The organism is Mycolicibacter algericus DSM 45454, from assembly GCF_002086455.1.
In the GTDB taxonomy this organism is placed as follows: Bacteria; Actinomycetota; Actinomycetes; order Mycobacteriales; family Mycobacteriaceae; genus Mycobacterium; species Mycobacterium algericum.
The window spans coordinates 19,112-32,949 of sequence record NZ_MVHC01000013.1; the positions used below are offsets into that span (position 1 = coordinate 19,112).

Consider the following 13,838-nt stretch of genomic DNA (forward strand, 5'->3'; position numbering starts at 1 on the left):
AGACGTCAGGCGATGTCGGTGACCAGCACCGCCACCTTGCGGTTCTGCAGCCGGACTGCCCACGGCAAGGACGCGTCGGCGGTACCGGCCGGCAGGATCCGGGGATTGGTCAGGTGCAGCTCGCTGCGGAACAGTCGCACGTCGGCCTCCCCGGCGGCCAGCACGTTCTTGACCCAGTCGGCCTTGCCGTGGCCCAGGGCGATCGCCAGCACATTTCCCTTCCGATAGGTCGTCACCACCGTTTCGTAGGGCTTACCGGATTTGCGGCCCCGATGCTTGATCACCGACATGCCCGGCAGGAACTTGGACAGCGGTTTGACCACCGGGTTCATGTATTTGATCTGCAGTCGGTCCAACCACGGCGGGAACACCACCGGCAGCTTGGACGCGTCACCGGCACTCTTGTCGACAGCCATACGGACTCCGTTCCTCATGGGTACTTCAGGTGATGTCTGCGGCCAGTATCCCGACCCACCGCGCTCCCGCCCGCGCGATCAACGGCAGGCCGTCGGTATCACCGCCGACGGGCACGATCCGCGGGTTGGTGATGTGGACGTCGCGCCGGAACAGGCGCACGTCGGCCTCGCCGGCGGCCAGCACGTTCTTGACCCAGTCGGCCTTGCCGTGACCGAGCAGCACCGTTAGCACCGGCCCTTTGCAGAACGCGCGCACCACGGTCCGGTACGGGTTGCCGGATTTGCGGCCCCGATGTTCGATGACCGCGAAGGTGGGGAGGTGGAATCGTTTGACTAGGGGGCTTTCGATCGTGCGCTGCAGGTAGTCCAGCCAGTCCGGAAAGATGTAGGGCACCCCGGGAACGCTCTTCGGGTGATTGTTGGTGGACAACCGGCGACTCCGTTCCCGAGCTCACATGTGCCGTCCACCCTAGCCGGGTTGTCGACCGCACCGGAGCGGCTTCAACCGCCGTCGAGTGAGCGGTTTGGTCGCCTTCCCGGCCCGAATCCCGGCCAAACCGCGCACTCGACTCCCAGGGCGCCGACCGACGGGGCGAAATCCGCTTGAGCTGTTCTGGGACAATGGTCGGCGTGACCACACCGCTGATGTCGCGCATCGATTTGCGTGGCGCGAACCTGTCGGCAGCTTCGCTGCGGGCCGCCCTGCCGCGCGGCGGTGTCGACGTCGAGGCGGTGTTGCCACAGGTGCGCCCGATCGTCGAGGCGGTCGCGGAACGCGGCTCGGCCGCGGCGCTGGAGTTCGGCGAATCGTTCGACGGGATACGCCCGGCCGCGGTCCGGGTGCCCGAAGCGGCACTGGAGGCCGCGCTGGCCGAGTTGGACCCGGCGGTGCGCGCCGCCCTGGAGGTGGCGATCAGCCGCGCCCGCGCGGTACACGCCGACCAGCGACGCACCGACACCACCACCATGCTGGCCCCGGGCGCGACCGTCACCGAACGCTGGATTCCGGTCGAGCGCGTCGGGTTGTACGTGCCGGGAGGCAACGCCGTCTACCCGTCCAGCGTGGTGATGAACGTGGTACCGGCCCAGACCGCGGGAGTGGACTCGCTGGTGATCGCCAGCCCGCCGCAAGCGGACCTGCAGGGCCAGTTTCAAGGCCTGCCGCACCCGACGATCCTGGCCGCGGCCCGCCTGCTCGGCGTGGCCGAGGTCTGGGCGGTCGGTGGCGCCCAGGCGGTGGCGCTGCTGGCCTATGGCGGCACCGACACCGATCAGGCAGAGCTGGTTCCGGTCGACATGATCACCGGGCCCGGCAACATCTACGTGACCGCCGCCAAACGGCTGTGCCGTTCCCAGGTCGGCATCGACGCCGAAGCCGGACCCACCGAGATCGCGATCCTGGCCGACCACACCGCCAACCCGGCGCATCTGGCCGCGGACCTCATCAGCCAGGCCGAGCACGACGAGCTGGCCGCCAGCGTGCTGGTCACCACCAGTCCGCAACAGGCCGACGCGACCGACCGCGAAGTGACCGCGCAACTCGAGACCACCGTGCACCGCCAGCGGGTCGTCACCGCACTGACGGGACGCCAATCGGCGATCGTGCTGGTCGACGACCTGGACGCCGGTATCCGGGTTGTCAATGCCTACGCCGCCGAGCACCTGGAGATCCAGACCGCCGACGCCGCCGCGGTGGCCGCCCGGATCCGTTCGGCCGGAGCTATTTTCGTCGGCCCGTACGCCCCGGTCAGCCTCGGTGACTACTGCGCGGGCTCCAACCACGTGCTGCCGACGGCGGGTAGTGCACGGCACTCCAGCGGGTTGTCGGTGCAGACCTTCCTGCGCGGTGTCCACGTGGTGGACTACACCGAGGCCGCGCTCAAAGATGTCAGCGGGCACGTGATCGCGCTGGCCGACGCCGAGGATCTGCCCTCGCACGGCGAAGCGGTCCGGCGGAGGTTCGAGCAGTGACCCGGCCCGGAGGCGAGATCACACTGGCCGACCTGCCGCTGCGCGACGATCTACGCGGCAAATCACCCTATGGGGCGCCGCAACTCGAGGTGCCGGTGCGGCTGAACACCAATGAGAATCCGCACCCGCCCAGTGCGGCGCTGGTCGACGACGTCGCGGCTTCGGTACGGCAGGCCGCGGCCGAGTTGCACCGCTATCCCGACCGTGACGCGATGGCGCTGCGCACCGATTTGGCCGGTTATCTGAGCGCCCAGACCGGCGTCGAGGTCGGCCCGGAGAACGTCTGGGCGGCCAACGGCTCCAACGAAATCCTGCAGCAACTGCTGCAGGCGTTCGGCGGCCCCGGCCGCAGCGCGATCGGCTTCGTCCCGTCATATTCGATGCACCCGATCATCTCCGACGGCACCCAGACCCGGTGGCTGGCCGCGAACCGGGCCGAGGACTTCGGTTTGGACGTTGCCGTCGCGGTCACCGCGATCACCGACAGCAGGCCCGACGTGGTGTTCGTCGCGAGCCCGAACAACCCGTCGGGCCAGAGTATTTCGTTCGACGAGCTGCGCAGGCTGCTCGACGCGGCACCGGGAATCGTGATCGTGGACGAGGCCTACGGGGAGTTCTCGTCGCAGCCCAGCGCGATCGGGCTGATCGGTGACTATCCGGCGAAGCTGATCGTCACCCGCACCATGAGCAAGGCCTTCGCGTTCGCCGGTGGCCGGCTCGGCTATCTGATCGCCGCCCCGGCGGTGATCGAGGCGATGCTGCTGGTGCGGTTGCCCTATCACCTATCGGTGGTCACCCAGGCCGCCGCCCGTGCCGCGCTGCGGCACGCCGACGACACGCTGGGCAGCGTTGCGCAGCTCGTCGCCGAACGCGAACGTGTCTCGGCCGCGTTGGCCGCCATGGGATTTCGGGTCATTCCCAGCGACGCCAACTTCGTGCTGTTCGGCGAATTCGCCGACGCGCCCGCAACGTGGCAGCGCTACCTGGATGCCGGCATCCTCATCCGCGACGTCGGCATCGCCGGATACCTGCGCGCCACCACCGGACTGCCGGAGGAGAACGACGCGCTGCTGGCCGCCAGCCAACGCCTGGCGGCCACCGAACTCGCACAAACATTAGGAGCCTCATGACCGGCAGCCGCCGCGCCCGGATAACCCGCACCACCCGCGAATCCGACATCGTGGTCGAACTCGATCTGGACGGCACCGGAGTCGTCGACATCGACACCGGGGTGCCGTTCTACGACCACATGCTGACCGCGCTGGGCAGCCACGCCAGCTTCGACCTGACGGTGCGCGCCAAGGGCGACATCGAGATCGAGGCGCACCACACCGTGGAGGACACCGCGATCGTGCTCGGCCAGGCCCTCGGCCAGGCACTCGGCGACAAGCAGGGGATCCGCCGGTTCGGTGACGCGTTCATCCCGATGGACGAGACGTTGGCGCACGCCGCCGTCGATGTGTCCGGGCGGCCCTACTGCGTGCACACCGGCGAGCCCGACCACCTGGTGCACACCACGATCGCCGGTACGCAGGCGCCGTACCACACCGTGATCAACCGGCATGTGTTCGAGACGCTGGCCTCCAATGCGCGCATCGCGCTGCACGTCCGGGTGCTCTACGGGCGCGATCCGCACCACATCACCGAGGCCCAGTACAAGGCGGTCGCCCGTGCGCTGCGCCAAGCGGTGGAGCCCGACCCGCGGGTGACCGGCGTGCCGTCCACCAAGGGTGCTCTGTGACCGCCGAACCCGCGGTGGTGATCCTGGACTACGGCTCGGGCAACCTGCGCTCGGCCCAGCGTGCCCTGCAGCGCGCCGGCGCGGTGGTCGAGGTCACGGCGGATGCCGACGCGGCGGCCGCAGCGGACGGTCTGGTGGTCCCGGGCGTCGGGGCGTTCGCGGCGTGCATGGCCGGACTGCGCCAGGTGCACGGCGAGAAGATCATCGCCGAACGGGTGGCTGCCGGTCGCCCGGTGCTGGGCGTGTGCGTCGGAATGCAGATCCTGTTCGCCCGCGGCGTGGAGTTCGGCGTCGAGACGGCCGGCTGCGGCCAGTGGCCGGGCGTGGTCAGCCGGCTGGACGCCCCGGTGATCCCGCACATGGGCTGGAATGTCGTCGACGCCGCACCCGGCAGCACGCTGTTCGCCGGGATGGCTGCCGACACCCGGTTCTACTTCGTGCACTCCTATGCCGCGCAGCACTGGGAGGGCCGCCCGGAGGCTTTGGTGACCCGAGCGACCCATCAGGTACCGTTCCTGGCGGCTGTCGAGGACGGGCCGTTGGCCGCCACCCAGTTTCACCCCGAGAAGAGCGGGGATGCCGGGGCGAGACTGCTGAGCAACTGGGTGGAGGCACTGTGAGTACGTCTGTGAACAACGCACTGGTTCTGCTGCCGGCCGTCGACGTCGTCGACGGCCGTGCGGTGCGGCTGGTGCAGGGCAAAGCCGGCAGCGAGACCGAGTACGGCTCGGCGCTGGATGCCGCGCTGGGCTGGCAGCGTGACGGCGCCGAATGGATTCACCTGGTCGACCTGGACGCCGCCTTCGGGCGCGGTTCGAACCGAGAGCTGCTCGCCGATGTGGTTGGGCGCCTTGACGTCAAGGTCGAACTGTCGGGCGGCATCCGGGATGACGAGTCGCTGACGGCTGCGCTGGCCACCGGTTGCGCCCGGGTGAACCTGGGCACGGCCGCGTTGGAGAACCCACAGTGGTGCGCACGCGCCATCGCCGAGCACGGCGAGAAGGTCGCGGTCGGGCTGGATGTGCAGATCGAGCCCGGCCATCCCGAGGGCGCGCACCGACTGCGGGGCCGCGGTTGGGAGACCGACGGCGGTGATCTCTGGCCGGTTCTGGAACGCCTTGACCGTGAAGGCTGTTCGCGCTACGTCGTCACCGATGTGACCAAGGACGGCACGCTGGGCGGTCCCAACCTGGAACTGCTCGGCGAAGTCGCCGCCCGCACCGACGCACCGGTGATCGCATCCGGGGGAGTGTCCAGCCTCGATGACCTGCGCGCCATCGCCACGTTGGTGGACCGCGGCGTCGAGGGCGCGATCGTCGGCAAAGCGCTCTACGCCGGACGGTTCACGCTGCCCGAGGCGCTGGCCGCGGTGCGGGGCTAGGACCGCACGTGGCGCTGGACACCGCAGAACTGGACGCCCTGGTCGTCGAGGCGTCGAGAATCCTGGATGTCGCGGCGCAGCCCTTCCTCGAGGGCCACCGGGCCGGCTCGGCAGTTCGCAAGGGGGGCAACGACTTCGCTACTGAGGTCGACCTGGCTCTGGAGCGTCAGATCACCGAGGGGCTGGTGTCGGCGACCGGAATCGGTGTGCACGGCGAAGAGTTCGGCGGTCCACCGATCGACTCGCCGCTGGTATGGGTGCTGGACCCGATCGACGGCACGTTCAACTACGCCGCCGGATCGCCGATGGCCGCGATTCTGCTGGGTCTGCTGCGCGACGGTGAACCGGTCGCCGGGCTGACCTGGCTGCCGTTCACCGACCAGCGCTATACCGCGGTGGCCGGTGGCCCCCTGCTGCGCAACGGGGTGGCGCAGCCGAGGCTGGGTCCGGCGGCGCTGTCGGACTCGTTGGTCGGCGTCGGCACGTTCAACGTCGACTGGCGTGGACGCTTCCCGGGCCGCTACCGGCTCGAGGTGTTGACCGGCCTGAGCCGGGTGACGTCGCGGCCGCGGATGCACGGTGCCACCGGAATCGACCTGGCCTATGTCGCCGACGGTACCCTCGGCGGCGCGATCAGTTTCGGCGACCACATCTGGGACCACGCCGCCGGAGTCGCCCTGGTGCGCGCCGCCGGCGGCATCGTCACCGACCTGACCGGTGCGCCCTGGACGGCCCAGTCGCGCTCGGCACTGGCCGCCGCACCGGGGGCGCACACCGAGATCCTCGACATCCTTTCCGCCGTCGGTGCACCGGAGGACTACTGACATGCAGCAGCACAGCGGTTCAGCGAGGCTCGACGCAGGAGAGGCGAAGCTAGGACCGATGCATAAGCACAGCGGTTCAGCGAGGCTCGACGCAGGAGAGGCGAAGCTAGGACCGATGCATAAGCACAGCGGTTCAGCGAGGCTCGACGCAGGAGAGGCGAAGCTAGGACCGATGCATAAGCACAGCGGTTCAGCGAGGCTCGACGCAGGAGAGGCGAAGCTAGGACCGATGCATAAGCACAGCGGTTCAGCGAGGCTCGACGCAGGAGAGGCGAAGCTAGGACCGATGCATAAGCACAGCGGTTCAGCGAGGCTCGACGCAGGAGAGGCGAAGCTGGGACCGATGCATAAGCACAGCGACGTCGCGGTGCGGGTCATCCCGTGCCTGGACGTCGACGACGGCAGGGTCGTCAAGGGTGTGAACTTTGCGAACCTGCGCGATGCCGGCGATCCGGTCGAGCTGGCGGCGGCCTACGACGCCGAGGGCGCCGACGAACTGACCTTCCTCGACGTCACGGCGTCGTCGTCGGGCCGGGCCACCATGCTCGAGGTGGTCGCCCGCACCGCCGACCAGGTGTTCATCCCGCTCACCGTGGGCGGCGGGGTGCGCACCGTGGCCGACGTCGACGTGCTGCTGCGGGCCGGCGCGGACAAGGTGTCGGTGAACACCGCCGCCATCGCCCGCCCGGAGCTGCTGGCCGAGCTAGCCCGCCACTTCGGCTCGCAGTGCATCGTGTTGTCGGTCGACGCCCGCACGGTTCCGGCCGGATCGGCGCCCACCCCGTCCGGGTGGGAGGTCACCACCCACGGCGGTCGGCGCGGCACCGGCATCGATGCGGTCGAGTGGGCGGTGCGCGGTGTGGAGCTCGGGATCGGTGAGATCCTGCTGAACTCGATGGACGCCGACGGCACCAAGGCGGGGTTCGATCTGCCGATGTTGCGCGCGGTGCGGGCGGCGGTGAGCGTGCCGGTGATCGCCAGTGGGGGTGCCGGCGCGGCCGAGCATTTCGCGCCGGCGGTCGCCGCCGGCGCCGATGCGGTGCTGGCGGCCAGCGTGTTTCACTTCCGGGAGCTGACGATCGGACAGGTCAAGGCTGCGATGGCGGCCGAAGGAATCGTGGTGCGATGAGTGAACGCCGTTTGGATCCGGCGATCGCGGCCCGGCTCAAGCGCAATGCCGAGGGATTGATCGCCGCGGTGGCACAGCAGCGGGGCAGCGGCGAGGTCCTGATGGTCGCCTGGATGGACGACGCTGCGCTGGCCCGCACCCTGGCAACCCGTGAGGCGACGTATTTTTCGCGGTCCCGCAACGAGCAGTGGGTCAAGGGCGCCACTTCCGGGCACACCCAGTACGTACATGCGGTGCGGCTGGACTGCGACGGTGACACGGTGCTGTTGGAAGTCGATCAGACCGGCGGCGCCTGTCACACCGGAGACCGCAGTTGCTTCGACGCTGACGTGTTGCTCGGTCCCGCAGATTGATTCACCCGCGGCGGCCGGGCGGTATGCTGGCCGACTGTGAACTCCGACGAGCCTGACGACTGGTACCGGTTGGAACACCAGCAACGGCCCAGAGGTTTGGAGCTGGAGCGGCTCTCGGCGCAGATCGACGCCCACTACGCCAAGGGGACGGTCAGCGACATCGAGGCGCACATGCCCCGCGACGGGTCGCGGATCGTTGCGCTGACGAATCAGTTGAGTGAGTCGCAGGCGAACCTGGAATCTACGTCGGCGCGTTTCAACGAGTTGGCATCGGAAATCCCCGGCGATATCGTCGGATTAAGTGAACGACTGTCCGGAATTCTCAACGGGGCGGTCGCCGAGGCCGATGATATTCGTGCTGAGGCTCAGCGCTTCGCCGACGAGGTGCGCAGCGCCGCCGAGAACGAGGCGGCCGCGATCCTCCAAGACGCCGAGGCGCAACGCCGAGAGGCGGCTGAGTTGCGGGCCGAGCTGGAGACCCAGCACAAGCAATTGCGCACTCAGGCCGCCCAGCTGCGCCGACAGGCCGTGATGAGCGCCGCCGAGATCATGCGAGAAGCCGAGAACCACGCTTCGGCGATCTTGACCGAGATGAATCAGGCGATCAACAGCCACGTGGCCGACGCCCAGCAGCGCCTGGCCGAACTCATCGACGCGCGGGCGAAGATCGTCAACCAGATAGAGCGCACGACGTTTCAAGTGAATCGCAGGCCCGAAGTTAACGACGCAAACCCGGTTAACGACGCCGTTCCGGTCAGCCGGGAATCGACGCCACCGCCCAGGGAATCCTGGTTTCGCGAGAATCGTCCCCACTGACCCCATTTTTTCGCTATCGTAAATTTCGGCTGACACCCAGCCATCATCTGCTACGCTCACCTCGCACGGCGGCTTGACCATGCCTGTTGAGCTGCCCTTATTCGGCGAACAGTCGGCTAGACGCCCGGTGTTGTCGAGCCGAGGGCAAATCCTGTCGGGAGGAGTTGAACCGGTGGTGCCAGCGATTCCGGAATTCGAAATGCAGCTACGCGGGTTCGATCGCAATGAGGTCTCCAATTACATTGCCCGGCTCCATCATGAAATCGGAATTCTGCAGGAGAACACCAAATCGCTCGACGCCGTCAAAGCGCAGGCCCGATTTGACCGTGAGCAACTCGCCGCCGAGGTGAAACGGCTTCAGCACGACATTGTGCGGATGACCGCCGACGCCGAGGCCGAACGTCAAGAACTCACCGCGGAACTGCGGCGACTGCAAAGCCAGTTCGAGCAGGTCAGCGCTCCGGTCGACTCGGTGGAAGGCATGTCGGATCGCATCTCGCGGATGATGCGGCTCGCCTCCGAGGAAGCGCGGCGCACCAAGGAGTTGGCCCAACAGGACGCCGAGTCGCTGACCGCGGAACTTCGTGAGCAACTGGAGGCCGCCAGGCTTGACCGGGCCGCCGCCGGCGAGGCATTGGCTGAGCTGCAGGCTTCCGCGAACTCGCGGCGGGCGAAGATCCTCGAGGTCGCAACCGCCGAAGCCGAGGAGATCCTGCGACTCGCGCACCGGGAACGCGCCCGGATCACGCAGGAGATCGAAGCCGCCGAACGCAGCCGCCGAGAGGTCTACCAGCGGCTGGCCGAAGACGACGAGCGCAACCGCCGGGCGGCGCAGGAGGCCCTCGACGAGCAGGTCAAGCTGGCCTGGGAGGAAGACGAGCACAACCGGCGGGAGGCGCGGCGGCGGCTGGACCAGAAGATGCAGGCCGCATGGGAACAGACCGAGGCCAGTATCGCCAGGCTCGACAACGAAGCCCGGCTGGAGGCCTCGACGCTGATCGCCACGGCCCGGCGCGAGGCCACAGTGCTCAGCGATCGCGCGCGGACGGCGGTGGAGCTACTGGGGCGAGAGCGTGCCGACATCCTCACGCACCTCAACGCGATCAGGAGCTGGATCGACACCGCCGTCGGCGACAACGGCGAGCGGCATTCATCGGCTTGACGCAAACGGCGAATCGTCCGGGCGGGCAAAAGAGTCCTCATTTCGCGAAAGCTGTCCGCACTTGAGCTGAAGTCTGCCCCCGATGAGACCGGTGACACGCTCTGCCAGGTCTGATACGCTCCGTCGCACGGTGCGTTGAGTGCGCATGCCCATTTAGCTTCGCGCGCAAGCCAACTCAGTTGCACGCTGCTTGGCTGTCGAACCGAGAACCGAACCTGACGGGTACCTAGGAGTAACGCCGGTGGCGCTGGAGATTCCGGAATTCGAAACGCAGATGCGCGGTTTCGATCGCAATGAAGTAGCCGACTACATCGCTCGCCTCCACCGGGAAATCGACATTCTGCAGGACCGCAACAAATCCCTCGAAGCCGCCAAGTCGCAAACTCGATTCGACCGGGAGCAACTCAGCGCGGAGGTCACGCGGCTGCAGAACGACATCGTGCGGCTGACGGCTGAGGCCGAGTCCGAACGGCAACGTCTCACCGGCGAACTGTCGCAACTGCAAAGCCAGTTCGAGCAGGTCACCGGTCCGGTCAACTCGGTGGAGGGCATGTCGGACCGGATCGCGCGGATGATGCGCATCGCCTCCGAGGAAGCGCGGCGCACCAAGGAATTGGCCCAACAGGACGCCGAGTCGCTGACCGGACAACTGCGCGAGCAGTTGGAGGCCGCCAGCCACGACCGTGCCGCCGCCAGCGAGGCGCTGGCCGAATTTCAGGCTTCCACCAACGCGCGCCGGGCGAAGATCCTCGATGCCGCGACCCAGGAGGCCGAGGAGATCCTGCGGATTGCGCACGAGGAGCGCAGCCGCATCGCACAGGAGATCGAAGAGGCCGAGCGCAGCCGACGCGAGGTCTACCAGCGGCTGGCCGAGGAAGACGAGCGCAACCGCCGGGCGGCGCAGGAATCCCTCGACCAGCAGATCAAGCTGGCCTGGGAAGAAGACGAGCGCAACCGCCGCGAAGCCCAGCACCGGCTGGACCAGAAGATGCAGGCGGCCTGGGAGCAGGCCGAGGCGAACATCGCCAAGCTCGACAAGGAGGCTCGGCTGGAGGCGTCCACGCTGATCGCCACCACCAAACGCGAGGCCAAACTGCTCACCGAGCGCACCCAGTCCGAAGTGGATCTGTTGGTACGGGAACGCTCCGGGATCGTCACCCACCTCACCGAGATCCGCAACTGGATCGACACCGCCGTCGGCGACAACCTGCGGGCACCCGAAGACGTCCCGCCGGCCGCTTCCGACGAAGCACCCGAAGCCGAACAAGCCGACGACAACGACACCGCTGACGACAACGACACGGCCACCGACGAGTAGACATCCCCAACCCGCCGGGCCGGCCCGGCGGTCTAGGCGGAGGAACGCGCCCGCAGCAGCTCCAGCGCCTTGTCGGCGTGGGCATCCATGGCGAACTCGCTGGCGATCACGCCCAGCACCGTGCGATCGGTGTCGATGACGAACGTGGTCCGCTTCACCGGCAGCAGCTTGCCCAGCAGCCCGCGCTTGACGCCGAACCGGGCGGCCACCGTGCCGTCGGTGTCGGACAGCAGCGGGTAGTCGAAGCCCTGCTGATCGGCGAACTTGGCCTGCTTGGCCACCGCGTCGGCGCTGATGCCCACCCGTTGCGCCCCCACCGCGGCGAACTCGCCGGCCAGATCCCGGAAGTGGCACGCCTCCTTGGTGCAGCCGGGAGTCATCGCCGCCGGGTAGAAGAACAGCACCACCGGCCCGTCGGCCAGCAGCGCACTGAGTCGCCTCGGTGTTCCGGTCTGGTCGGGGAGCTCGAAGTCGGCCACGGTGTCGCCAGTGTTCATGGCCGCCAGGCTACTCCCGGCCGCACGGGTGGGGTCTGGGAAGATGGGCCCGTGCACACCCCCAGCAGCGCCGGCGTCACCTCCCGGGCGGACTTTCGGGCGCTGGCCGCCGAGCACCGCGTGGTCCCCGTGCTCCGCAAGGTGCTGGCCGATGCCGAGACGCCGCTGTCCGCCTACCGCAAGCTGGCCGCGAACCGGCCCGGCACCTTCCTGCTGGAATCGGCCGAGAACGGCCGGTCCTGGTCGCGGTGGTCGTTCATCGGCGCCGGGACGTCGTCGGCGCTGACGGTCCGGGACGGCGAAGCGGTGTGGTTGGGTCCGGTGCCGCAGGACGCCCCCACCGGCGGCGACCCGCTGCAGGCGCTGCGCGAGACGCTGGCACTGCTGGAAACGGCCGCCATTCCCGGGCTGCCGCCGCTGTCGAGTGGCTTGGTGGGCTTTTTCGCCTACGACATGGTGCGCCGGCTGGAACGTCTTCCGGAGCTGGCCGTCGATGACCTGCAGCTGCCCGACATGCTGTTGCTGCTGGCAACCGACATGGCCGCGGTCGACCACCACGAGGGCACCATCACGCTCATCGCCAATGCGGTCAACTGGAACGGCACCGACGAGCGGGTCGACGAAGCCTACGACGACGCGATCGCACGGCTCGACGTGATGACCGCGGCGCTGAGTCAGCCGCTGGAGTCCAGTGTCGCCACCTTCGACCGGCCCGAGCCGGTCTACCGGCGGCAGCGCACCCCCGAGGAGTACGGCACCATCGTCGAGCGGCTGGTCGGTGAGATCGAGGCCGGCGAGGCGTTTCAGGTGGTGCCCTCGCAACGTTTCGAGATGGACACCGACGTAGCTCCCATCGACGTCTACCGGATGCTGCGGGTGTCCAATCCGAGCCCATACATGTATCTGCTGCAGGTGCCCGACGACGTTGGGGGAGTGGCCTTTTCGATCGTGGGATCCAGCCCCGAGGCGCTGGTGACCGTCCAGGACGGCCGCGCGACCACCCATCCGATCGCCGGGACCCGCTGGCGCGGTGCGACCGAGGAGGAAGACCAGCTCCTGGGCAAGGACCTGTTGAACGACGAGAAGGAGCGCGCCGAGCACCTGATGCTGGTCGACCTCGGCCGCAACGACCTGGGGCGGGTATGCGTCCCGGGCACGGTGCGGGTGTCCGACTACAGCCACATCGAGCGCTACAGCCACGTCATGCACCTGGTCTCCACGGTCACCGGGCTGCTCGCGCAGGACCGCACCGCACTGGACGCGGTGACAGCCTGCTTCCCGGCCGGCACGCTGTCCGGGGCGCCCAAGGTGCGGGCCATGGAGTTGATCGAGGAGGTCGAGAAGACCCGCCGCGGGCTGTACGGCGGCGTCGTCGGCTATCTCGACTTCGCCGGCAACGCCGACTTCGCGATCGCGATCCGCACCGCCCTGCTGGCCGGCGGTACCGCCTACGTGCAGGCCGGCGGCGGCGTGGTGGCCGACTCCAACGGCCCCTACGAGTACACCGAGGCCTCCAACAAGGCCCGCGCGGTGCTGGCCGCGATCGCGGCTGCCGAAACGCTGACGGTACCGGGCAGCGATGACTGAGGACGGGGTCCGCGGCGGCAAGCGGGCGCTGCGGGTGGCGCAACTGCTGCTGGTGCTGGCCGCCGGCGGGTTGTGGGGCGCCGCTCGGCTGCCATGGGTGCTGATCCGCTCCTTCGACGGGCTGGGACAGCCCAAGGACATCACGGTCAGCGGCGCGTCCTGGTCGACGGCGCTGGTGCCGTTGGCCTGGGTGTGCCTGGCCGCCGCGGTCGCCGCGGTGGCGGTGCGGGGCTGGAAATTGCGGGTGCTGGCGGTGTTGATGGCCGCGGTGAGCCTGGCGGCCGGCTATCTGGCCGTCAGCATGTGGGTGGTGCGCGACGTCGCGCTCCGCGCCCTCGATATCGCCGAGATCCCGCTGACATCGCTGCTGGCGGCCGACCGCCGCCTCACCGGGGCGGTGTTGAGCTTGCTGGCGGCGCTGGGTGTGCTGGCCGCTGCGGCGTTGCTGATGCGGGCCGCCGCCCATCACACGAACGACAACGCCAAATACGAGACGCCGGCGGCGCGGCGGGCGGTGACGCGGGACGCCGACGCCGCCGCGGGGACCCCGGAGATGTCGGAACGAATGATGTGGGACGCGCTCGACGAGGGTTGCGACCCGACAGAACCGCCACCCGGGCCGGCGGCCGAGGGCCGGTGACAC

16 protein-coding genes are annotated in these 13,838 nt (G+C 68.6%); 13 read left to right on the forward strand and 3 right to left on the reverse strand.

Annotated features, from left to right (window positions below):
- Positions 1-5: 5 nt before the first annotated feature.
- Together BST10_RS13350 and BST10_RS13355 are read right to left on the reverse strand one after the other, a co-directional pair.
- A complete protein-coding gene (locus BST10_RS13350; RefSeq protein ID WP_013829081.1) occupies positions 6-416 on the reverse strand; it encodes a nitroreductase family deazaflavin-dependent oxidoreductase in 411 nt (136 codons plus the stop codon).
- 25 nt (positions 417-441) lie between these two features.
- Positions 442-846 (reverse strand): nitroreductase family deazaflavin-dependent oxidoreductase, encoded by a 405-nt coding sequence (locus BST10_RS13355; protein ID WP_041317976.1) that lies wholly within the window; start codon positions 844-846, stop codon positions 442-444.
- A 191-nt stretch (positions 847-1,037) separates the two neighbouring features.
- Between BST10_RS13355 and hisD the strand changes: the two genes are divergently transcribed.
- From hisD to BST10_RS13410, 11 genes are all read left to right on the forward strand, one after another.
- Positions 1,038-2,387 carry a histidinol dehydrogenase gene (gene hisD, locus BST10_RS13360; RefSeq protein ID WP_083038271.1) on the forward strand — a complete coding sequence of 450 codons (1,350 nt, stop codon included), beginning with the start codon at positions 1,038-1,040 and terminating at the stop codon, positions 2,385-2,387.
- On the forward strand, positions 2,384-3,517 hold the full coding sequence (locus BST10_RS13365; RefSeq protein WP_013829078.1) for a histidinol-phosphate transaminase: 1,134 nt from the start codon (positions 2,384-2,386) through the stop codon (positions 3,515-3,517). Before hisD ends, BST10_RS13365 begins: the two co-directional genes overlap by 4 nt.
- Positions 3,514-4,128, forward strand: a complete 615-nt coding sequence (gene hisB, locus BST10_RS13370; RefSeq protein ID WP_083038273.1) for an imidazoleglycerol-phosphate dehydratase HisB — start codon at positions 3,514-3,516, stop codon at positions 4,126-4,128. Before BST10_RS13365 ends, hisB begins: the two co-directional genes overlap by 4 nt.
- Positions 4,125-4,748: an imidazole glycerol phosphate synthase subunit HisH gene (gene hisH, locus BST10_RS13375; RefSeq protein WP_083038275.1), complete on the forward strand. Its 624-nt coding sequence runs from the start codon at positions 4,125-4,127 to the stop codon at positions 4,746-4,748. The genes hisB and hisH overlap by 4 nt, the downstream gene beginning before the upstream one ends.
- Positions 4,749-4,768: 20 nt before the next feature.
- Positions 4,769-5,509, forward strand: coding sequence for a bifunctional 1-(5-phosphoribosyl)-5-((5-phosphoribosylamino)methylideneamino)imidazole-4-carboxamide isomerase/phosphoribosylanthranilate isomerase PriA (gene priA, locus BST10_RS13380; protein WP_083038330.1), 741 nt, complete (start codon positions 4,769-4,771; stop codon positions 5,507-5,509).
- An 8-nt stretch (positions 5,510-5,517) separates the two neighbouring features.
- Positions 5,518-6,333 (forward strand): inositol monophosphatase family protein, encoded by an 816-nt coding sequence (locus BST10_RS13385; RefSeq protein ID WP_013829074.1) that lies wholly within the window; start codon positions 5,518-5,520, stop codon positions 6,331-6,333.
- A gap of 343 nt (positions 6,334-6,676) precedes the next feature.
- Entirely contained in the window at positions 6,677-7,462 is a 786-nt protein-coding gene (hisF, locus tag BST10_RS13390) for an imidazole glycerol phosphate synthase subunit HisF (protein ID WP_013829073.1), read from the forward strand.
- Positions 7,459-7,815 carry a phosphoribosyl-AMP cyclohydrolase gene (gene hisI / locus BST10_RS13395; protein ID WP_013829072.1) on the forward strand — a complete coding sequence of 119 codons (357 nt, stop codon included), beginning with the start codon at positions 7,459-7,461 and terminating at the stop codon, positions 7,813-7,815. Before hisF ends, hisI begins: the two co-directional genes overlap by 4 nt.
- Positions 7,816-7,911: 96 nt before the next feature.
- Entirely contained in the window at positions 7,912-8,631 is a 720-nt protein-coding gene (locus BST10_RS13400; RefSeq protein ID WP_232062436.1) for a M protein, read from the forward strand.
- A gap of 79 nt (positions 8,632-8,710) precedes the next feature.
- On the forward strand, positions 8,711-9,793 hold the full coding sequence (locus tag BST10_RS13405) for a coiled-coil domain-containing protein (protein ID WP_232062437.1): 1,083 nt from the start codon (positions 8,711-8,713) through the stop codon (positions 9,791-9,793).
- Between the two features lie 241 nt (positions 9,794-10,034).
- Complete coding sequence (locus tag BST10_RS13410) at positions 10,035-11,111, forward strand: coiled-coil domain-containing protein (RefSeq protein ID WP_013829069.1); 1,077 nt, start codon at positions 10,035-10,037, stop codon at positions 11,109-11,111.
- 32 nt (positions 11,112-11,143) lie between these two features.
- On the opposite strand, the gene BST10_RS13415 is transcribed toward BST10_RS13410, so the two are convergent.
- Entirely contained in the window at positions 11,144-11,608 is a 465-nt protein-coding gene (locus tag BST10_RS13415) for a peroxiredoxin (protein ID WP_013829068.1), read from the reverse strand.
- 51 nt (positions 11,609-11,659) lie between these two features.
- Between BST10_RS13415 and BST10_RS13420 the strand changes: the two genes are divergently transcribed.
- Together BST10_RS13420 and BST10_RS13425 are read left to right on the forward strand one after the other, a co-directional pair.
- Positions 11,660-13,195 carry an anthranilate synthase component I gene (locus BST10_RS13420; RefSeq protein ID WP_083038277.1) on the forward strand — a complete coding sequence of 512 codons (1,536 nt, stop codon included), beginning with the start codon at positions 11,660-11,662 and terminating at the stop codon, positions 13,193-13,195.
- Positions 13,188-13,835, forward strand: coding sequence for a TIGR02234 family membrane protein (locus BST10_RS13425; RefSeq protein WP_013829066.1), 648 nt, complete (start codon positions 13,188-13,190; stop codon positions 13,833-13,835). Before BST10_RS13420 ends, BST10_RS13425 begins: the two co-directional genes overlap by 8 nt.
- Positions 13,836-13,838 lie beyond the last annotated feature (3 nt).